This window comes from Kineobactrum sediminis, assembly GCF_002868715.1.
Taxonomy (GTDB): domain Bacteria; phylum Pseudomonadota; class Gammaproteobacteria; order Pseudomonadales; family Halieaceae; genus Kineobactrum; species Kineobactrum sediminis.
Genome location: NZ_PKLZ01000008.1, coordinates 322,377 through 343,358, shown reverse-complemented (window position 1 = coordinate 343,358; position 20,982 = coordinate 322,377). Strand labels below are relative to the sequence as shown.

At 57.7% G+C, this 20,982-nt stretch carries 18 protein-coding genes and 1 tRNA gene; 11 read left to right on the top strand and 8 right to left on the bottom strand.

The annotated features are described in order from the left end of the window. Positions 1-139: 139 nt before the first annotated feature. From CWI75_RS11345 to CWI75_RS11335, 3 genes are all read left to right on the top strand, one after another. Positions 140-1,474 carry a YihY/virulence factor BrkB family protein gene (locus CWI75_RS11345; protein WP_101521605.1) on the top strand — a complete coding sequence of 445 codons (1,335 nt, stop codon included), beginning with the start codon at positions 140-142 and terminating at the stop codon, positions 1,472-1,474. Positions 1,475-1,506: 32 nt separating this feature from the next. Next, positions 1,507-1,767, top strand: coding sequence for a hypothetical protein (locus CWI75_RS11340; RefSeq protein WP_101521604.1), 261 nt, complete (start codon positions 1,507-1,509; stop codon positions 1,765-1,767). A 110-nt stretch (positions 1,768-1,877) separates the two neighbouring features. Then, a complete protein-coding gene (locus CWI75_RS11335) occupies positions 1,878-3,683 on the top strand; it encodes a hypothetical protein (RefSeq protein ID WP_146003583.1) in 1,806 nt (601 codons plus the stop codon). A 23-nt stretch (positions 3,684-3,706) separates the two neighbouring features. Here CWI75_RS11335 and CWI75_RS11330 read toward each other — a convergent pair whose 3' ends face one another. Then, positions 3,707-5,071: a wax ester/triacylglycerol synthase family O-acyltransferase gene (locus CWI75_RS11330; RefSeq protein WP_101521602.1), complete on the bottom strand. Its 1,365-nt coding sequence runs from the start codon at positions 5,069-5,071 to the stop codon at positions 3,707-3,709. A gap of 207 nt (positions 5,072-5,278) precedes the next feature. Between CWI75_RS11330 and CWI75_RS11325 the strand changes: the two genes are divergently transcribed. Further along, the gene (locus CWI75_RS11325) at positions 5,279-5,641 is read left to right on the top strand and encodes an SPW repeat protein (RefSeq protein WP_101521601.1); all 363 of its coding nucleotides are present in this window, start codon (positions 5,279-5,281) and stop codon (positions 5,639-5,641) included. A gap of 49 nt (positions 5,642-5,690) precedes the next feature. Here CWI75_RS11325 and CWI75_RS11320 read toward each other — a convergent pair. Continuing rightward, positions 5,691-5,763, bottom strand: a tRNA-Thr gene (locus tag CWI75_RS11320). A gap of 148 nt (positions 5,764-5,911) precedes the next feature. Here CWI75_RS11320 and CWI75_RS11315 point away from each other — a divergent pair. Next, the gene (locus CWI75_RS11315; RefSeq protein ID WP_101521600.1) at positions 5,912-7,393 is read left to right on the top strand and encodes a glutamate-cysteine ligase family protein; all 1,482 of its coding nucleotides are present in this window, start codon (positions 5,912-5,914) and stop codon (positions 7,391-7,393) included. Next, positions 7,390-8,424: a M14 family metallopeptidase gene (locus tag CWI75_RS11310; protein WP_101521599.1), complete on the top strand. Its 1,035-nt coding sequence runs from the start codon at positions 7,390-7,392 to the stop codon at positions 8,422-8,424. The genes CWI75_RS11315 and CWI75_RS11310 overlap by 4 nt, the downstream gene beginning before the upstream one ends. A gap of 38 nt (positions 8,425-8,462) precedes the next feature. Here CWI75_RS11310 and CWI75_RS11305 read toward each other — a convergent pair whose 3' ends face one another. Next, the gene (locus tag CWI75_RS11305) at positions 8,463-9,965 is read right to left on the bottom strand and encodes a carboxypeptidase M32 (protein ID WP_101521598.1); all 1,503 of its coding nucleotides are present in this window, start codon (positions 9,963-9,965) and stop codon (positions 8,463-8,465) included. Between the two features lie 159 nt (positions 9,966-10,124). Here CWI75_RS11305 and CWI75_RS11300 point away from each other — a divergent pair, with 159 nt between their 5' ends. Genes CWI75_RS11300 through CWI75_RS11280 form a run of 5 tightly spaced genes read left to right on the top strand, consistent with a single transcriptional unit; the run spans position 10,125 to position 17,046 of the window. After that, positions 10,125-11,927 carry a long-chain-acyl-CoA synthetase gene (locus CWI75_RS11300; RefSeq protein ID WP_101521597.1) on the top strand — a complete coding sequence of 601 codons (1,803 nt, stop codon included), beginning with the start codon at positions 10,125-10,127 and terminating at the stop codon, positions 11,925-11,927. Between the two features lie 52 nt (positions 11,928-11,979). Then, on the top strand, positions 11,980-13,626 hold the full coding sequence (locus CWI75_RS11295) for a peptide ABC transporter substrate-binding protein (protein ID WP_101521806.1): 1,647 nt from the start codon (positions 11,980-11,982) through the stop codon (positions 13,624-13,626). 3 nt (positions 13,627-13,629) lie between these two features. Beyond that, entirely contained in the window at positions 13,630-14,562 is a 933-nt protein-coding gene (locus CWI75_RS11290; RefSeq protein ID WP_101521596.1) for an ABC transporter permease, read from the top strand. After that, positions 14,563-15,450, top strand: coding sequence for an ABC transporter permease (locus CWI75_RS11285; protein ID WP_101521595.1), 888 nt, complete (start codon positions 14,563-14,565; stop codon positions 15,448-15,450). A gap of 6 nt (positions 15,451-15,456) precedes the next feature. Beyond that, a complete protein-coding gene (locus tag CWI75_RS11280) occupies positions 15,457-17,046 on the top strand; it encodes an ABC transporter ATP-binding protein (RefSeq protein ID WP_101521805.1) in 1,590 nt (529 codons plus the stop codon). An 11-nt stretch (positions 17,047-17,057) separates the two neighbouring features. On the opposite strand, the gene CWI75_RS11275 is transcribed toward CWI75_RS11280, so the two are convergent. Genes CWI75_RS11275 through sufD form a run of 5 tightly spaced genes read right to left on the bottom strand, consistent with a single transcriptional unit; the run spans position 17,058 to position 20,972 of the window. Beyond that, the gene (locus CWI75_RS11275; protein WP_101521594.1) at positions 17,058-17,498 is read right to left on the bottom strand and encodes a SufE family protein; all 441 of its coding nucleotides are present in this window, start codon (positions 17,496-17,498) and stop codon (positions 17,058-17,060) included. 13 nt (positions 17,499-17,511) lie between these two features. Beyond that, positions 17,512-18,054: a putative Fe-S cluster assembly protein SufT gene (sufT, locus tag CWI75_RS11270; RefSeq protein ID WP_101521593.1), complete on the bottom strand. Its 543-nt coding sequence runs from the start codon at positions 18,052-18,054 to the stop codon at positions 17,512-17,514. Positions 18,055-18,066: 12 nt separating this feature from the next. After that, positions 18,067-18,423 carry a HesB/IscA family protein gene (locus CWI75_RS11265; RefSeq protein ID WP_101521592.1) on the bottom strand — a complete coding sequence of 119 codons (357 nt, stop codon included), beginning with the start codon at positions 18,421-18,423 and terminating at the stop codon, positions 18,067-18,069. 12 nt (positions 18,424-18,435) lie between these two features. After that, positions 18,436-19,683, bottom strand: coding sequence for an aminotransferase class V-fold PLP-dependent enzyme (locus CWI75_RS11260; protein WP_101521591.1), 1,248 nt, complete (start codon positions 19,681-19,683; stop codon positions 18,436-18,438). Beyond that, on the bottom strand, positions 19,680-20,972 hold the full coding sequence (sufD, locus tag CWI75_RS11255) for a Fe-S cluster assembly protein SufD (protein ID WP_338152707.1): 1,293 nt from the start codon (positions 20,970-20,972) through the stop codon (positions 19,680-19,682). The genes CWI75_RS11260 and sufD overlap by 4 nt, the downstream gene beginning before the upstream one ends. Positions 20,973-20,982 lie beyond the last annotated feature (10 nt).

Below are 20,982 nucleotides of genomic sequence, written 5' to 3'. Positions count from 1 at the left end.
GCAATCCAGCAGGCACAATAGCGGAAAATCACCTCGCATCCTATGACCTTATCAGGGGGAAGTGGAATTTTTAAGCCGGGATGGCCCGCTAATATGCGTTATCATTGCTATATCGGTTGGCAGGAGAGGGCACTGAATCATGCAAAGCCCAGTGGATATTTACGACAGCGCAAAGCAATTTGTGCTGGGGCGGTTATGGCGCGCGGACCTTGAGACGCTTAGTGCGCCCCGGCAGTACGTCTATCAGCTGCTGCGGTTTCTATTTGTCATGGCCCGGGAAATATCCACAGGCCAGTTGACACTCAGAGCCATGAGCCTCGTTTATACGACTCTCTTGTCCATGGTACCGTTGCTGGCAGTCAGTTTTTCAGTACTCAAGGCCTTTGGCGTCCACAACCAGGTGGAACCGTTGCTATTCAATCTCGTGCAGCCGTTGGGTGAGCAGGGCAATGAAATCGTGGATAAGGTGCTTGGCTTCGTGGAAAACATGAAGGTCGGCGTGCTCGGCTCTGTGGGCCTGGTATTATTACTTTACACAGTGATATCCCTGATCCAGAAGGTAGAACTGTCCTTCAACTACGTATGGCACACAAAATCAGCACGGCCCCTGTCGCGACGCTTCAGCGATTACCTGAGTGTGATCATGGTGGGGCCAGTGCTGGTTTTTTCTGCGCTCGGCCTTACTGCGTCGATGATGAACAGCGAGGTGATACAAGCGGTAATGGGCATAGAGCCTTTTGGCAGCTTACTGGTCTTTCTGTCCAAGCTGATCCCCTGGGTACTTATCGTGCTCGCCTTTACCTTTGTTTACATATTTGTCCCCAATACCCGGGTGAAGTTTTCTTCCGCCCTGGTAGGAGCGCTGGTCGGCGGTGCGCTGTGGCAGGGTACCGGATTGTTATTCGCCGAGTTTGCCTCTTCCTCAACAAAATATGCGGCTATTTATTCGGGTTTTGCGATTCTGATCATGTTCATGATCTGGCTGTACCTGAGCTGGCTGATTCTTTTGCTGGGCGCCCAGGTGGCTTTTTTCCATCAGCATCCGGAGCGAATCTGCCTGACCGACAAGCGCACGCCATTAAACGGCCGGTTTCGTGAGCAACTGGCGCTACTGGTGATGTATCGCGTGGCTTATCGCTTTATCCACGATGAAGGCCCGCTGTCGCTGGACGACCTGGCCGATGTCTTGCACATTCCGGTAGACCGCACTGCCGAGGTGGTCCAGCTATTGCTTGACAGGCATTTGTTACTGGAAACAAACAGCGAACCCGCGATGTATGCACTGGCAACGGATCCGGCGGGGCTGGAACTGGCCGATTTACTGCAGCTCATACGCAGTCCCGGCAATGAGCAGGCAGTACTTGAGAGCCAGATACTCGCAGGCGCTCCGGTTGACGCCGTGCTGGAACAGATGGAACGCGGCGGCCGTGAGCAACTCGGTGGCCAAACCCTGCGGGATCTGGCAGCCGGATAGCGAAAATCCGACGTTCGCTTGAGGGAGGCTCCATGGAAACGTCCCAACAACGCAAAATCCGCGAGCTGCTGGAGGAGCATGAGGGCAAAAACGAATCCAGTGATACGTCATTGCGTGCTCATGCCCTGGAGCACACCGCGGAAGACTATGTACCAAAAACACTGACACCCTACGAGTGGGAGCAATGGTACGCGGAACATGGTGTACCGGAAAGTCACCGCAAGCCGATGCCCGCAGCAAAAACGAGATCATCACTCTGGCAGCGCGCGCTGCGTTTTTTTGCCCGCCGCTGAGCTGTCTTATTGCAATTCGGGATATGCCGCTATCAATCTGCCGTAGTGGTACTTATTGAGAGAGTTGGGTATTCTGGCGCCCAGGCGTTCACAGGAAAAACCGGGTAGCTATGACACGAAATACGCCCTTGAAAATCAGGATTCCTCAGCAGCATATCAGCCGCTACTCACTGTTCAGTGCCACCGAATCGGCTGCGCGACAGTGGTGTCAGGAGCTGCCAATGGGAGATGCTGGTGGTCTGGCTCGGCAACTTGTCTCGGCCGTGGACGAATTCAACCGCGTGATCCTGCCCTCGCAGCCCCGCTACGCAGTTCTCGAAAGCCTGCGCCCTGTATTGCAACAGGCCTTGTCGCTGCTGTCCGCGCGGCTTACCAACCAACCGTTGGTGCTGCCGCCGGCCCAGCAAAAGCTTGCGGACCTTGTGGACCGGCTGTCAGGGCTGGCCAGTACTGCCTATTCACTGGCGGCAATTCATGCATTGCAGGAAACTGCTGATGCAACCGATACCCTACCGGCGAACCTGGTAGCTGAGGCCCTGCAGCGTAGTATCGGTTTTGCCGGCCATAAAATCATTCACGCTCACCAGTTGCATCAGCCGCTGGACCCACGGGCCTGGTCGGGTTTGCATAAACTCTATGCGCTGGCAGAGACCCAGCATCTTGAAGATAGGCCTGTAGAGGATGCCCCCTCCACGACGACCATAGCAGCGACTTATCTGAAACCCGTGCTGCTGTCCTGTTGCCAGCCAAATCAGCTGCGGCAACAGGATATTGTTGTGATTTGCGCCAGTCTTGATAGCTGGCTCCTGCGCGTCACCCTGAGGCAGGCCACAAATGCGACGGGTCTGTTTGCTGTGAATCTTGCCGGCGAGCGGCCTCCGGTATACACGTCAACCGTGCCTTCGTCGGCGCTTGTAGACCACAGGATTATCGACACCGCTCCTCTCTGCAGGCACCTCGAATCATTGCTGCGGGATGCCCGGCAAGCGAAACTGCCCAACGTCCTGATAGGTAAAAGTATCCGGCTACCGGTGCCGCTACTGGACCATGTAATCCAGTCATTGGAATCAGAGCGACTCCGTGGTGAAGAGCGCACACGCACGCGACAGTCGGTTGAAGTTGCGCTGGGTTTTCGGAATAGCCACTTTCATCTGGCGGGTCAACGTGGATTTGAAGAGTTACTGCAAGGCAACTGTGAAATAGCGGGTACACGCAAGCCCGTCTCCGGTAATCTTTTTCTGCTGGACCCGGATGCCGATGACGCCTGGTCGGTTGCGGTAGGCCGCGATCTCGATCGCAAAATAACGGGCGTGGCTGAGCCTGCGGCCGAAGCTGTCGTTGAATTTTCGGAAGAGAGTCCGGCAACGCCGACGGAGAGACCCGGGACAGGTGAGGGGTTTCCCCTGCAGCGTGTTACCGCCATTGATGCCAGCGCTGGAGGTTATTGCCTGGAATGGACCTCGGAGTTTCCAGAAAGAATCGGTAATGGCCATATTCTCGGCCTCCGCGCTACAGGAACAACGGAATGGAGGCTTGCTACGATTCGCTGGATCATTCCCCGACGTCATCAGGCTACGATGGCTGGCATTGAACTTCTGAGTTCCTGTGCGAGCCCTTGGGGCGCTTCGGTGCAGCGCAATACGCCGGAAAAACCGGTGCCGGTGCGTGTCTTTCTGTTGCCGGCGACAGCGCAACCTGCAGTCGGAGAAACGCTCGTTACGCCTCGCAGTGGGTTTGCCGAGGGGCAGCGGGTCCTGCTTGTGCGCGAGGGCGAAAGCCGGGTTGTGACCTTACTCAAGCATGTTGCGATGAATGCGGCATTCAGCCAGTTTGAACTTGTTACAGAGACTCCGCAGCCTTCCGACACAGCCTTTATGCAAAATACGCCAACCGATATCGATTTCGATTTCAGCTGACAAAAATCCTTCGGTACAGCTGTTCAGGTTGTCTTCCGCAATGCCTGGTAACTGGTTTTGATAAGGCCAGACAGGCTTTCTATTCCCGGTTGTGTCGAAGGGCAGCCCACGATGCCGAAGCAGAGCTTGCTTTGATGGCTGACCACGGTGATGTTCAGGCCCATGCCATGGGTAATGATCGACAGGGGATAAAAAGTCTCCATTTTTGCGCCTTCCAGATAGAGCGCGCTGCTGGCGCCGGGCACATTGGAAAAAATGGCGTTGATAACAGCGGGAATCCTGCCTGCATTACCCGTTAATGTAAGCAGTACGGCGGGAACCATCAGTAAGGCATAGAAATCCTCGGCAGCGGCTGTCGACACTTTGGCCATTTCGGATTTGGCGGCACGTGTTGTTTTGATAACGCGTTGCAGGCGTCGCAAATCGTTGGCTTCATCGGTAAAGAACGGACTCAGGATGTAGCTCAGTCGATTACCCGGTTCGTCCGGGGCGGTTTTAAGTGATACCGGCATGCCGCCTATCAGTGAGTCGCCGGGAAGCGTGCTGTGGGCCTGCAGGTAACGCCGTAGCGCGCCACCGCAAATGGCCAGCAATACATCGTTGATGGTGCCCCCGTTCCGGTGGGCGATCCTCCTGACGGTATTCAGCGGCAGATCACACACCGCCAGGGTGCGCCTTGAATCGAGCTCGGTGTTGAAAACGGTACGCGGCGCAGTGAACGGTAGTCGCATGGCATCGGGGTTGCCCTTGATGGCATCCGTAGCCATGTGCGCGAGCAGTCTGGATAGCTGGGGTAGGGCCCTGGATTGAGTGACTATGCCTTTTGCGTAGCTTCCGAGTTGGGCAACCAGTGACGGGTGGTGACGGTGCTTGCTGAAATCCCGATGGCTCTTGCGCAGATCAATTATCTGCTCCGGGTCGGTACTGAACAGGCTCTGGATCATTTGCATGGCGCCAATGCCGTCGACCAGTGCATGGTGTGTTTTGCAATACAGTGCGAAACGATTCCGTGGCAGCCCTTCAATAAGATGCAGCTCCCAGAGCGGGCGCGACCGGTCCAGGTGGCGCTCGTGCGCCCGGGCGACCAGGTGCATCAGGTCCGCCATGCGTCCGCCTTCGGGCAGCGCGTAGTGGAGTACATGGCTGTCGGGATTATAGTCATCTGCCGTTATCCATGCAGCCTTCAGCAGATTATCGGGGTTCTCCAGTTTCTTGTTGAATACGGGGAACAGCTTGTTCAGTCGCCTGCACTTGTCGGCAAGGTGGTTCAGGTAGCTGTCCGGCGCGCCGGGCGGCAATTCAAGTATGACCAGGCCCGCCACATGAAAGGGGCACTCGGGCGTTTCTATTTTGAGGAAACCTGCATCCTGGGAGCTTAATTTTTCCATGATATGCCTCAGCTGATCGCTGTGGAGTGAATCAGGTACAGGGTAAGGGATTTAGGAAAATCTGTTGAGGGACTGGATCAAGGAAAATGGGATTATTTTGCATGGTAAGTACGAGCAGGCCGTTATTTATAACCTGGTGAATTTGCATATCCCAAAATCACTGCTAGCTTAAAATTGAGGCCAGTCCGTCCCGAAGGAGTCCTGAAAATGACCGACCCTAACGAAGAAACAGTCCACTGGACCAGTGGAATTAATGTACTCGCAGGGTTGTGGCTGATACTGGCGCCTTTTGCTCTTGGATATTCGCAGTTCGAGCCAATTTTATGGAACGATGTAATCGTCGGTTTTGCGATTGCTGTTTTTGCAATGTTTCGCGCTGCCAGGCCTTATCATTTCGCGCCGCTGAGCTGGATAAACTTTGTTTTGGGGATATGGCTTGTCCTTGCCCCTTTCATCCTCAGTTACACGACTCTTGGAGGAGGCCGGGCAATCTGGAATGACGTTACCCTCGGTGTGATTATCCTGGTGCTGGCTGCCTGGAGTGCGGCTACTACCAAACCTGTAGCGTAGCGCGATATAAGACGGTCCAGATCGGATCTTTCGACCCTGTTGTTGTTTATGCCGGAGATAGGAGTCGAACCTACGACCTTCGCATTACGAATGCGCTGCTCTACCAACTGAGCTACACCGGCGTGGGCGCGAGTATAGCAAAATTTCCAGTGACGCTGACAACAGCTGGCGCCGAGGCTACAGCCGCTCCCGTGCCCATAGGGAGCCGCGATCTCCGGGCCACGTGAAGACTGTTCCTGCTCCGATGAATATCTGTGATATAAACACCTGATGGGCCTGGACATTCACCACACTCAGTTCACCTCCGGCGACTATCGCCGGTTTGGTGAGCGCCTGGAGCGCAACCTCGAGCGGCTGCGGCAAACGCTTGCCATACCCGGGTTTGGCGAGGGTGCAGGCTCCCTGGGGGCCGAGCTGGAGTTGTATATCGTGGATCGGCAGGGGCGCCCGGCACTGCTCAACACCGAGCTGCAGGCGGCGGCGGGAGACCCGCAGCTCACCCTGGAGCTTAATCGCTATAACCTGGAATACAACCTGACCCCGGTGCCCATCGCTGGCGACCCGCTATCGGTCCTGGAGCAGGAAATTCTGGGCAAACTGGATGGGTTGCGCCGCCTCGCAGCGGAGCGCGATGCCCGGATCGTGCCCATCGGCATACTGCCGACTCTGCAGCTGGAGGATTTCGGCCGCGCGTGCTTGACCGACAAGCGACGGTTCGCGGCGCTGGTGGAACAGCTTATCGCCCGCCGGGGCCGCCAGTTCAAAATCAACCTCAATGGCAAACATCCGCTGCAACTGGAAATGGATGACATTACCCTGGAAGGGGCTAATACCTCATTTCAGGTGCATTATCGGGTAGCCCCGCAACATTTTGCCGATACCTTCAATGCCATCCAGGCGGTCACCCCGCTGGCGGTGGCAATCGCGGGAAATTCCCCGACGTTATTTGGCCATAGCCTGTGGCAGGAGACGCGGATTCCCCTGTTCAAGCAATCGATCGATACCCGTCTGCTCGACCGCTACAACTGGCATGAACCGGCGCGGGTTAATTTTGGCCAGGGCTGGGCGCGGCGCGAAGCATTGGAACTGTTTGTAGAGGCGGTGCGACTTTACCAGCCGCTATTACCGGTGTGTGCCGAAGAACTCGCGGGTGGCGATGTTAGCGCGCAGCCGCCGCAGCTTCCTGAGCTGCAATTGCACCAGAGTACCGTCTGGCTCTGGAACCGGCCGGTCTATGATGCCTCCTGCGGCGGACATCTTCGGATCGAAATGCGCGCACTGCCGGCGGGACCCACTGCCGCGGACATGGTCGCCAATGCGGCTTTTCTGATTGGCATGGCGGAAGGGCTGCGGCCGACCATCAATACCTGGCTGCCGGCACTGCCCTTCAATTTCGCCGAATACAATTTTTACCGGGCCGCCCAGTTCGGTCTCGAGTCCCGCCTGGTCTGGCCCCGGGACAGGCAGTGTGCCTGCGAGGAACAGACCGCGGCAGCCATTGTTGCGGACATGCTACCGGTGGCGCGGCGCGGACTCATCGCAATTGGTATTGACGAAGTGTCGGTCTCCCGTTATCTGGGTATTATCGAACGGCGTCTGGAAAACGGCCAGACCGGCGCGCGCTGGCAGTTGGCTCGGCTGGCACGCACCGGGGCTGACAGCCGACCGGGTAGGGCTGACTTGCAGGCAATGCTGGACGCCTACCTAAAGCTCAGTGCCGGCAACAATCCGGTGGCAGAGTGGCCTTTATGAAGTACCTCCGCTTTCTCCGCAATCCTTCCGCAACCGAGATCGGAACCAGTGTGGAATCCTTCCTGCGCTATCTCGGCGGCCCCACCTGTATCTTTCTGGATGGCATGGACAGCAGCCGTACCCGCGCTTTCGTCACCCTGCTGCACGGCAACGAGCCATCCGGTGCAATGGCCCTGTTTCGCTGGTTGAAATCCGATCGTCAAGCGGCGGCCAATACGGTGTGCATTGTCGCCTCGGTGGAGGCGGCCCTGGCATCACCGTGTTTCAGCCAGCGAATGTTGCCGGGGTCCCGGGACCTCAACCGCTGTTTTCGGCCGCCCTTCGAGGGCGACCAGGGGCGCCTGGCCCGGGAGATTCTGGAAATCCTGCGCCTGTATCATCCCGAGGCCGTGGTGGATATGCACAATACCTCCGGCAGCGGCCCCGCATTCGGTGTCTGTACCCACATGGATCGGCAGCACGACGCTTTGGTGTCGCTGTTCACCCGGCGGATGATTGTGACCCGGCTCAATCTCGGCGCACTGATGGAGATCAGCGAACACAATTATCCCACAGTGACGGTGGAGGTGGGTGGACGCCTGGATGAATGCGCCCATGAACTGGCATGGACAGGGCTCTGTGAGTACCTGCAGAGACCGCGGGTACTGGCGGGGGATGAGGCGGACTGGGGGGTGGAGCTGTTGCGTAACCCTATTCGCCTTGAGCTCAACCCCGGGATTGGCCTGGCCTATTCAGAATACCCGGAGCCGACGTTTCCCGTGGTCCTGCGGCCTGATATCGAGCATCTGAATTTCGGTGTGGTACAGCCGGAGGTGCCGCTGGGGTGGGTCAACGACGAACTGCATACACTCTTTCGGGCCCAGGATGCGAGTGGCCGCTGCGCGGTCAGTCGTCTGCTGCGGGTGGAAGAGGGCCGCCTTTTTCCGGCCGCTCCCCTCAAGCTGTTCATGATTACCACCAATGCCGCGATCGCCCGCAGTGATTGCCTGTTCTACGCGATAGAGCAGGACGCGGCGGCTGTTACCGCCTGATCCACTGTTACAGAAAAGTCTCTCTCTTGCCGGTGCCGTTAAGCTGCACCGTCGAGGTAGCGGCCGCGCAGATGATTGCGAAAATGGCTGACATCCAGGGCGCTGCCGGTAGCTTCCTGAAGCAGCGCATCAAAGCCCAGGAATTTACCTTGCTGGTGTACATGCGTGCGCAGCCAGGCCACCAGGGTGCTGAAGTCCCCACTGGCGATCTGGCTCATCAGCCCCGGGATTTGCTCTCTTGCGGCGGCGAATAATTGTGCCGCAGTGACCGCACCCAGGGTATAGGTGGGGAAATAGCCAAACAGTCCCGCCGGCCAATGTACATCCTGCAGGCAGCCATCCCTGTAGTTGCCCTCGGTGGACAGTCCCAGATAACGTTGCATACGTTCGTGCCAGGCATCGGGTATGTGCCTGACTTCCATACGGCCCTCAATCAGGTCCCGCTCCAGTTCATAGCGCAGTATTACGTGCAGTGGATAGGTGACCTCGTCGGCATCCACGCGGATATACCCGCGATTGACCCGGGTATAAAGCTGGTGCAGGTTGTCTTCACTCGACGCCGGTCCGGCTGCATCTTCGCCGGCAAAGGCCTGCCGGATTTTCGGGGTCAGGTAGTGAAGGAATTCCCGGGTGCGGCAGGCCTGCATTTCCATTAGCAGGGACTGGCTTTCGTGCATTCCCGAACTCAGTGCCTGGCCCACGGGCTGGTCACGCCAGTCCGCGGGCAATCCCTGTTCGTAGAGGGCGTGACCGGTTTCGTGGATAACCCCCATGAGCGCGGGCACGAAGTTGTTGGCCTCGTAGCGGGTGGTAATGCGCACATCCGAGGGCACGCCGCCACAGAACGGGTGATGGCTGATGTCAAGACGCCCATGGTTGAAATCAAAGCCCATGGTCTGCATAACCTCCAGCCCAAACAGCCGCTGACTCTCGATCGGGAAGTGGCCGCCGGGGACCACCAGCGGCCGGGCTTCCTGCTCTGTTAGAATTTCATCCAGCAGACCAGGCAGAAAAGACTTGAGCTCGGCAAACATCGGGTCCAGGCGCGCGCTGGTCATGTCTGGTTCATAAGTGTCCAGTAAAGCGTCGTAGCGGGAGAGGCCGCTGGCATCCGCACGCACCGACGCTTCCTGCCGCGACAGGTTCACGACTTCGGTGAGCAGCGGCGCCATCTCCTGCCAGTTATTCTCTGCACGAAACCGGCGCCAGGCCTGTTCCGACCGGGAGGTTGCGAGGGTTTGCTGTTCGACCAGGTCGGCAGGCATACAGGTGGCATCGCGATAGAGTCGTGCAATCTCCCGCAAGTTGGCCTGCTGCCAGGGCTCAAGTTGCTCCTGCGCGGCGCCCGCCATCCAGTCCGCCACCCCGGCTTCGGTCACCATGCCGTGTATGAGTACGTCGAGTGTCGCCAGTGCCTGACCGCGTGCTTCACCGCCGCCGGCGGGCATCATGGCCGCTTCGTCCCACCCGGCTACGGCCTGGACGTGGTGTAAGTCATTTATGCGGGCAAAATGCTGGTGAAGTTTCTGGTAGTTGCTCATGATTATCTCGTTGATTCGTGGGCCGGTAACAGGTGCCAAGTGCCACAGATTGCGGTAGTGTACGAGGTTGCCGGCAAGGTGTCAGTGTTTCACTCCGGCAGTGATGGAAGCAAGTGATGCAGCCGCGGCGACATAGATAATTCAAGGAGCCCGATAGCGATGAAAGATGTTCTGGCCACTCTGGCTGAGCTGCCAACCCTGCTTGCGGCGAGCAAGTTGCTGAAGCCGCGCCCCGCGGACACGGTTGATTCCCTGGGGTTACGTGTCCAGAGCAACGCCGAGCGTTTTGCCCGGCGTTCGGCATTGGTGTTCGAGGGTCAGGCGCTGAACTGGAGCCAGTTTAACGCTGAGGCCAATCGCTACGCAGCCGTATTCAAGGCCCAGGGCCTGAGCCGGGGCGATGCCGTTAGTGTGCTTATGGACAACCGTATCGAATTTCTGGTTGTGGTGGTGGCACTGAATAAACTGGGGGTGGTCGCCTCCCTGATCAACACCAATCTTACTGGTCATGCCCTCGCCCATTGCGTGACCATTTCGGCTGCCCGCAAGTTCGTTTTTGGCGAGGAGCACATTGAGGCGGTAGCCGGCGTGCATGATGAGCTTGCGCTGCAGACAGGAAAGGATTATCTGTTTGTGCCCGACCTCGGTACCGTGGATGCACCGGATTGGGCACACGACATGGCGGCACTGGCAGTAAACGCAAGTAGTCAGAATCCGGTTGAAACCGCTGCCGTTACCATCTCTGATACCGCATTTCATATTTTCACCTCTGGTACCACCGGCTTGCCCAAGGCCGCTCTCCTGTCCAATCGCCGCTATCTGACTACCGCCGATGTGGTGCGCGTTGGTGGGCTCAAGTGCACCGAGAACGACCGTTTGTATCTGTGCCTGCCGCTGTACCACGGTACCGGCCTCATGGTGGGAGCGGGGGCGGCATTTATGGCGGGCGCCAGCATGTTTATCCGGCGCAAATTTTCCGCCAGCAATTTCTTGCCCGAGGTTCGCGAGCACCGTACTACCTGTTTTGTCTATATCGGTGAGCTCTGCCGCTATTTGCTGCACACGCCCAGCCAGCCCAACGATGCCGATAATCCGTTGCGTGCCGTGGTGGGTAACGGGCTGCGACCGGATATCTGGCACGAATTCAAGCGCCGCTTTGGAGTTCCTCGGGTAGCGGAATTCTACGGCTCCAGCGAGGGTAATGTGGGGTTCTTTAACCTGCTTAACAAGGACTGTACGGTCGGCATGTCGGGGTTGACCACGGCCCTGGTTCGTTACGATGTCGATCGGGATGAGATTGTGCGTGATGCCGCCGGACACTGTGTTCGGGTTGCCAATGGTGAGCCGGGTCTGCTTCTGGGCAAAATCACGCGCGAGACGGCATTTGAAGGCTATACCAGCGCCGAGGCCACCAGCAGCAAGATACTGCGCGATGTATTTGAAGCCGGGGATAGCTGGTTCAACAGCGGTGACCTTATGCGCACCGTTGACGTCGGCTTCAGTTTTGGCCTCAAGCACTACCAGTTTGTTGACAGGATCGGCGATACCTTTCGCTGGAAGGGCGAAAACGTATCGACCAATGAAGTGGGGGAAATCATTAATGCGCATCCACAGGTCGCGGTCAGTAATGTGTATGGTGTGGAAATACCGGGTGCCGACGGCCGCGCGGGTATGGCGGCCCTGCGCCTGGCGGAAGGTGTGGAAAAACTGGATCTCGATGACTTTTCCGCTCACGTATGCCGTGAGTTACCTTCTTATGCCCGGCCGGTATTTCTGCGTATACAGCGCGAGATTGACACCACGGGCACGTTCAAGATGCTCAAGGGAGAGCTGCGAAAACAGGGCTATGACCCGCAGCAGGTTGCTGATCAACTGTGTGTAATGAAGCCCGGCTCCTCTCGCTACGAGCCATTGGATAAGTCATTTTACAAACAGGTTCGCGAAGGCAAGGGCGGTTTTTGATCGCTGATTGGTTTTAGTGGCACTCTTTGATAAAACCGGGTATTTTCGCTGTATGCCAGCCTTTATTTCCAGACTATTTATTGTGTTCGTGGCGCTTTCCGCGCTCGCGGCGTGTTCTCCCGGTGAATCGAATGTTGCCCAGGGTAACCGCGATGGCATTCTTCATTTTGGTAACGGATCCGAACCCCAGGGGCTCGACCCTCACGTAGTTACCGGTGTGCCCGAGAGTAAACTGATTGATGCCCTTTACGAGGGTCTTACCCGGAAGAACCCCTGGACGCTGGAGCCCGAGCCGGGCGCCGCCGCGCGCTGGGAATTCAGTGAAGACCGCCGGGTTATAACATTTTACCTGCAACCCGAAGGCCGCTGGTCAAACGGGGATCCGGTAACAGCCGATGATTTTGTCTGGTCCTGGCGCCGCGCGCTGGATCCGGCGATGGGTAACCAGTATGCCTATATGTTGTATCCGGTAGCGAATGCGGAAGCCTATGCTACCGGCCAGATCACCGACCCTGAAGCGCTTGGTGTGCGAGCACTGGATGACCTGACCCTTGAAGTAACCCTGACCGAACCCACGCCGTACTTTCTGCAATTAATGGATCATTACAGTAGTTTTGCCGTGCCGCGCGCCACCATCGAAAAATACGGCAAGGCGACAGATCGCTTCACCCAGTGGACCCGTGTGGGGAATATCGTCACCAATGGTCCGTTCCAGCTGAAAGAATGGAAGCTGAACCGGCGTATTGTGGTTGAGAAAAACCCGCATTACTGGGATGCGGATACCGTTAAGCTCAATGGCGTGGTGTTTTACCCTACCGAGAATATTGTCAGCGAGGAACGCATGTTCCGGGTGAACCAGCTGCATTACACCGCGGATGTGCCGCTGGACAAGATTCCCGGTTACCGCGCGCAGGTTGACAGCCCGTTTGTTGAAGCCCCCTACCTGGGCACATATTTTTACCTTCTCAATACCAAACGTGCACCGATGGATGATGTGCGTGTGCGTCTCGCGTTGTCGATGGCGATCGACCGTGAGGCACTTACCGAATCCGTGTTGTATGGCAGTAATGATCCTGCCTGGTCTATCACGCCGCCCGGCACACTGGGTTATCAGCCTCCGCAGCTGTTCAGTTATGACCCTGGTAAGGCAAGGCAGCTATTGACTGAAGCCGGCTTCCCGAATGGCGAAGGCTGGCCCACTGTTGAACTGATGTACAACACCAGTGAAAGCCATCGCAAGGTGGCCGTCGCTGTGCAACAGATGTGGAAGGATGTCCTGAATATCACAGTGACGTTATCCAACCAGGAGTGGAAGGTATACCTGGATTCGGTATCGCAGATGGATTTCCAGATTGCCCGTCGCGGCTGGATCGGCGATTACGTGGATCCGAATAATTTCCTCGACATGTACATCACCGATGGGGGTAACAACAATACCGGCTTTTCTGACCCGGTATACGACGAGCTTATCCTGCGCGAGGCACCCCAGGCCCTTACCCGCGAAGAGCGCTTTGCGATTTTCCGGGAAGCCGAAACGCGGTTGATGACACAGATGCCCATCCTGCCGGTATATACGTACGCCAGCAAACACCTGGTACACCCTAGTGTTCATGGCCTGCCGCCAAACCTGATGGATTTTATCAATCTGAAATATGTCACTCTGGAAGCCGAGCCGCTGCCAGGGAACGGGGTGCAATAAGCCATGTGGCGTTTTGTAGGTTGGCGATTGCTGCAGGCGATACCCGTTATCCTGGCGGTGATTACAGTGACGTTCTTTCTGGTCCGGGCTGCTCCCGGCGGTCCTTTCGATAGTGAAAAGGCCGTTATTCCCGAGGTGAAGGCCGCACTGGAAGCGCAATATCGGCTGGATCTTCCACTGGCCCAGCAATATCTCGCTTATCTAGCGGATCTGGCGCAAGGGGAGTTGGGTCCCTCTTTCAAGTACCCCGGGCGCAGTGTTAACGAGCTGATTGCGGCGGGCCTGCCGGCCACCGCTGAACTGGGTGCCTATGCCCTGCTGGTGGCTATTTTCTTCGGTGGAATGGCAGGCGTGATAGCCTCACTGAAACCGAACACCGCCCAGGACTACATTCCCATGTCGTTGGCGATGATCGGTATCTGCATGCCCACGTTTTTGCTGGGTCCATTGCTGGTACTGTTATTCGGGATTCACCTGGAGTGGCTACCGGTTGCGGGTTGGGGCGATATGCCGGGCGACAAGATTCTGCCGAGTATCACTCTGGGCGCTGCCTATGCTGCCTATATTGCCCGGCTGAGTCGAGCGGGTATGCTGGAGATAATGTCCCAGGACTATATTCGTACAGCCCGCGCCAAGGGCTTGCCCGAGTGGCAGGTAGTCACCCGTCACGCCCTGCGTGGCGGCCTGATACCGGTGGTGGCTTTTCTGGGGCCGGCCTTTGCCGGCTTGCTGGCCGGTTCTTTCGTAGTGGAAACCATTTTCCAGATCCCGGGCCTCGGTCGCTTTTATGTGCAGGCCGCCTTTAATCGGGACTACACCATGATACTTGGTACGACCGTGTTTTTATCGACCCTGATTGTGCTGTTTAACCTGTTGTCCGATGTACTCGCCGCCTGGTTGAACCCCCGCCTGCGTGCTCAGTTTGGAGAGGCCTGAGTGAATACGGTGGTAGTAGACAGCATTAGCGCTGCGGAACAGGGCACGTCACTGTGGACCGACGCCTGGGCGCGACTGCGCAAGAACCGGCTGGCACTGTTCGGCCTCTGGGTACTGGTCCTGTTCAGTGTAATCGCACTGCTCACGCCCTGGCTTGCCCCTTATGCCTATGATGCCCAAAACCTGGATCTCGGTCCTACGCCGCCCTCGGCAGCTCACTGGTTTGGTACCGATATCTTTGGTCGCGACCTGCTGACCCAGATAATGTATGGCGGGCGCATATCATTGGCTGTCGGTTTTACCGCAACAGCGGTGGCACTGCTGATAGGGGTTACCTGGGGTGCCATTGCCGGCTACGTGGGTGGCCGCGTTGATGCGGTAATGATGCGGCTGGTGGATATCCTTTATGCACTGCCGTTCATGATTTTTATCGTATTGCTGATGGTCGTATTCGGCCGCAATCTGCTGCTTCTGTTTCTGGCAATAGGGGCGGTGGAGTGGTTAACCATGGCGCGTATCATGCGCGGCCAGGTGCAGTCCCTGCGTCAGCAGGAGTTCGTTGAAGCCGCCATCTCCCTGGGGCTTTCACCAACAACCATCGTTCGTCGCCACCTGGTGCCGAATGCGCTGGGGCCCATCATTGTCTACACCACGCTGACCATTCCCAGTGTCATGTTACTGGAGGCTTTCCTCAGCTTCCTCGGCCTTGGGGTCCAGCCCCCACAAACCTCCTGGGGCCTGCTGATTTCCTACGGCGCAGAAACAATGGAGGAGTTTCCCTGGCTGTTGATATTTCCCGGCGCGGCGCTAACGCTTACGCTGTTCGCGCTGAATTTTCTTGGTGATGGTCTGCGCGATGCGCTGGACGTTCGCGGCTCCGGGGACTGAATGCCCATGCCTCTATTGAGTGTTACTGATCTGCAGGTTGACTTCACGACTCGCAATGGCCGTACCACAGCAGTGAACAAGGTCAGTTTCGACGTTGAATCCGGCAAGATCACCGCGATTATCGGCGAGTCGGGCTCCGGCAAGTCAGTGGCCTGTTACAGCCTGCTGGGTTTGCTGCCTACACCGCCGGCGAGTATCGAGGGCGGTACCGCATTATTCGAGGGTCGCGACCTGCTGCAGATGAGCGAATCAGAACTGCGCCGGATTCGTGGACGCGATGTCGCGATGATTTTTCAGGACCCGATGACGTCCCTGAATCCTTACATGACTATCGGCGACCAGTTGGTTGAGCCGCTGGTCTATCACCACAAGGTCAGCAAGTCGGCAGCGCGTGAGCGCGCCCTGGAATTGCTTACGGAAGTGGGCCTGCGCGATCCCCATGCGACTATTGACCAGTATCCACATCAGTTTTCCGGTGGTATGCGGCAACGAGTGATGATTGCCATGGCCCTGATTAACGAGCCCAAACTGTTGATTGCCGACGAACCCACCACCGCTCTCGATGTCACCATTCAGGCCCAGATTCTGGCGTTGATTGCCGACTTGCAACGCAAGCGCAATATCGGTGTGATCTTCATTAGCCACGATTTGTCCGTGGTGGCGGATATCGCCGACGAAATCGTGGTGATGCAGCAGGGGCTGGTGGTCGAGCGCGGCGACCGTGCTGCTATCTTTGACCACGCCGAACACCCCTATACCCGCAAACTGCTGGACGCTATTCCTGCCGGCAGCAAGGCTGTTACTGCCGAACAGCGCGAAGACCTCATTACCGTCAGCAACCTGTGCACCTGGTTCGGGCAGGGTAAGGGCAAGGAACCCCTGCGAGCCGTTGACAACGTCAGCTTCACTATCCAGCGCGGTGAAATCCTGGGGTTGGTGGGCGAGTCCGGTAGCGGCAAGTCAACGATTGGTCGCTCGTTATTGCGGCTGTTGCCCATTACCAGTGGCGAGGTATTATTTGATGGCGTTGATGTCACCCAGCTGCAGGGCGTCGGGCTCAAGCAGATGCGTCGACGGATGCAGATGATTTTCCAGGATCCCTATGCGTCACTCAATCCCCGGATGTCGGTTTACGATACCCTTGCCGAGCCGCTTCTGCTGCACGGGATTGAAAGCCGCAAAACGGTAGAGCACGGTGTGCTGAGGTTGATGGATGACGTGGGCCTGCCGCGGGCCTTTGTACGCAAGTATCCCCATGAGTTCTCCGGGGGCCAGCGCCAGCGCATTGCCATCGGTCGCGCCCTGGCCACCCGGCCGGAGTTCATAGTGGCCGATGAACCGGTGTCGGCGCTGGATGTCACCATCCAGGCGCAGATCCTGGACCTGATGCTGGAGCTGGGAAGCGAGTATGGCCTCACCATGCTGTTTGTTTCCCATGACCTCGCCGTGGTGCGCCATATCGCCGATCGCATCCTGGTGCTATACAAGGGGCAGGTAGTGGAGCAGGGTACCGGGGAGGTCCTGTTCAACAATCCCCGGCAGGAGTATACCCGCCAGTTATTGCAATCCATTCCCGGTCGTGCGCTGATCAGTTGATGGGGGGAACGTCAGCTCGCAGCGGCCCCGGCAATGTCCCTGATCCGCGCCACCATGGCGCGGAGCCCGTTACCCCGGGTGGGGGAGAGGTGCTGCAGCAGATCCAGGGAGTCGAAGTAACCGTCGATATCAAACGCCAGCACCTCTGCCGGCGTTTTATTGTTATAGGCAGCCAGGACAATGCCGAGCAGCCCCTTGACGATAAACGCGTCGCTATCGACTGCGAGTTGAAGTCTGCCGTGTTCCATCTGCGTGTCGATCCACACCTGGCTCTGGCAGCCGCGGATTTTACGCTCCTCGGTATGCAGTGATTCGGGCATGGGCGGCAGCTCTTTGCCCAGGTCAATGATGTACTTGTAGCGATCTTCCCAGTCATCAAAGAACGAGAGGGTATCGACAATATCGTCACTGGTGATGCTGTGGCCAAAAGGGGTCTGGTTGGTATCCGACACGATCGGGTGCTCCTTAGTAAAACATACCCGTTTCGAGCTGGGCCTCTTCCGACATCATATCCCGGCTCCAGGGCGGGTCAAACACCAGTTCCACTTCCACTTCGCGCACATTCGGCACCTGCTCCACACGGTATTTCACATCGCCAACCAGAACCGGCCCCATGCCGCAGCCCGGTGCGGTAAGTGTCATACGGATCGAGACCCGGGCGGCGTTCTGGTCCAGCTCCACCGCATAAATCAGGCCCAGGTTGACAAGATCAACCGGTACTTCGGGGTCATATACTGTGCGCAGTGCGTCCCATACCTGCTGCTCATGAATCTGGCCGTCATCATGCGGCTCAAACTCGAGTTTTTGTGCGGTCAGGCCGAGGGCATCCGCGTCTGTGCCATCAACCCGTATCATGTTGCCGTTATGAATTACCGTGTAATTACCGCCCAGGGACTGGGTGAGAGTGACAAATGTGTGTGCGGGAATAGTGACCGGATCGCCGACCGGTACCAGTCGGCCCGGGCAGTCGCGCTGGGTGGTCAGCAGGGTTCGTTCCTGGGCGCTCATCAAGACTCCGGATTAGCTGATACTGAAACTTTCGCCGCAACCGCAGGCCGCGGTCACGTTGGGATTGTGAAATTTTATGGTGCGGTTAACGCCTTCTCTCTCGTAATCCACCCGGGTGCCATTCAACACCGGCAGGGAGCTCGGGTCGATAAATACATCGAGCCCGTTTTCAAGATGGACTTCCAGGTCGCCAGTGGCGCTTTGGTCAACTTCATCCATAACGTACATGAAGCCCGTACAGCCACTTTCCCGGACGCTGATCCGCACGGCCCGCTTGCCGGACTGTTCGAGTTGTTTCTTCAGGTGCGATGCCGCCGCGGGGCTTATCACCACGGCGTCAGTGGTTACGTCAAACGTTTCAACACTCATTCCATCAATCCTCTAGCCAAACAGGCGTTTTGCCTTGCGAATACCCGCGAACAACTGTTCCACATCAGCGGCGGTATTGTACAGGGAATAGGAGGCGCGCACGGTACCCGGCAAGCCGTAATGGCTCATCAGCGGCTGGGTGCAGTGATGGCCGGTGCGGACTGCAATACCCTGCTGATCAAGGAGCATGCCCAGGTCCGAGGGGTGAACACCGTCAATCATAAAACTGTAAATGCCGACCGACTGCGCCGGGCTGCCTATACGCTTGAGACCTTCAATGCCGGCGCCGAGTTCAATCGACTGCTGCAGGAGGTCGAGTTCGTGGGCGGCAGCAGCGGCCATGTCGATGCCCGAGATATAATCGATTGCCGCGGCCAGGCCGATGGCGCCGGCGATATCGGGGGTGCCGGCTTCAAATTTGAACGGCAGTGTGTTCCAGGTACTGCCGCTGAAGCTGACTGTGTCGATCATCTCGCCACCACCAAGAAAGGGCGGCATTGCCTCTAACACGTCTTCCTTGCCCCAGAGTACGCCGATTCCTGTTGGACCGAACAGCTTGTGCCCGGAAAAGGCGTAGAAATCGCAGCCGATGGCGGCTACATCAACCGGCAGGTGGGCGACGGCCTGGGCACCGTCAATCATTACCCGGGCGCCCGCGGCATGCGCCATACGGGTAATTTCGGTTACCGGATTGATGGTTCCCAGCGCATTGGATACATGGTTTATCGCAACCAGCTTTACTCTCTCATCGAGCAGTTCCGCCAGCGCCGCCAGGTCTATTTCACCGGCGCCGCTCACCGGCACCGGGACCACTTCGGCGCCGGTAGCAGCCGCTATCAATTGCCAGGGAACGATGTTGGAGTGATGTTCCAGCCAGGAGACCAGTATGCGGTCCCCCGGCTTCAACTGGCTGCGCCCCCAGCTGTTGGCGACCACGTTGATGGCCTCGGTGGCGCCACGGACCCAGATCACCTGGGACGATTTGGGACTGTTGATATACCGCGCAGTGGTTTCCCTCGCCTGTTCAAAGGCAAGAGTCGAGCGGTCACTGAGGGTATGTGCACCCCTGTGAACGTTGGCGTTATCGTGCCGGTAGTAGTGGCTGATAGCGTCAATGACCTGTTCCGGTTTCTGGGTGGTTGCGGCATTATCCAGATAGACCAGGGGATGCCCGTTCACTTCCTGTTGCAGAATGGGGAAGTCCCGGCGAATACGCTCTGGGTCAAAGCCCGCGGCGCTGATGCGCGCTGGCGTACTCACAGCAAATGCCTCGTTAGCCGGGAATCGCGACTGAAGCGCCTGGCCAGGAGCGGCTTGAGATAATCCTGCAAGCCGGGCTCCGCAATCGCTTCCACCAGCTCGTTGATAAAACCGTAGCTGAGCATGACTTCTGCTTCCTCCTTTGATATCCCGCGAGTCCGCAAATAGTAAAGCGTGGAAGGGTCCAGCTGGGCGACAGTGGCTCCGTGGGCGCACTGCACATCATCTGCGTAGATTTCCAGCTCCGGCTTGGTATTCACCTCAGCCTTGTTGCTGGTGAGCAGGTTCTTGTTACTGAGTTCCGCACGGGTTTTCTGGGCCTGGGGATGAATATGAATCCGGCCGTTGAATATCGCGGTAGCTTCGTCTGCAATGATGCCGCGGAAGCGCTCCCGGCTGCTGCAGTGTGGCACACTGTGCTCAATGCACGTGTGGTAGTCGACGATTTCGCGGTCCCGTGGTAAGTAGATACCATCCAGTTCACAGTGTCCGCCACTACCCTGGTGATCCACTACCACGTCGATTCGCTTGAGGGCACTGCCCAGGGCGATATGGAAACCGTTAAGCAGGCTGTCCTGGTCAAGACGCGCGTGAACGCCACCTATGTGCACAGCATTGCCCTGTTCGAGGTGAAGACGATAATGGTTCAGGCGTGCGCCGCGACCCACCAGCAATTCGGTAATGCCGTTGGTAAAAGGGGTGCCGCCGGTAGTGGCGTTGGCGAAGGTTTCAACCACTGTGGCCTGACTGTTGGCTTGCAGTGACACCAATAGTCTCTGGTTCATGCTGATAGCCCCCGACTGGCCGCTGGTGAGCCAGACAATCTGGATTGGGGCCTCTACGGTGATACCGGCATCGACTTGCAGAAAAACGCCATCTGCGAGGGTTGCGTCATTCAATGCCGCGAACACATGGCGATGCGGTAGTACCGCGGTACCCAGCTGCGCACTGATTAATGCGGCCTGTTCGGCGCTCGCATCTTCAAAGCGAACCAGGCTGATTCCCGCGGGCAGCTCGAGGCTGGACAGGTCTGCCCGGAACTGGCCGTCGGCAAATACCAGCGTCGGGCCACCGAGGGCGGGGAAGCGGATATCTGAGACATCGGTCGCTGTGACGTTGCGGCTACCGGGGGCAAAAGGCTGCTTCAACGCCTCCAGGCTGGTGTATTTCCAGGCCTCGGTCTTGCGCGTTGGCATCGGCGTCTGCTGCCAGGCAGCGCGCCCGCGAGACTGTATGTCCCGCAACCAGTCGGGGGCGGTAGCGGCTGCTGCGCTTACTGCTTGCTGCATGAAATCCGCC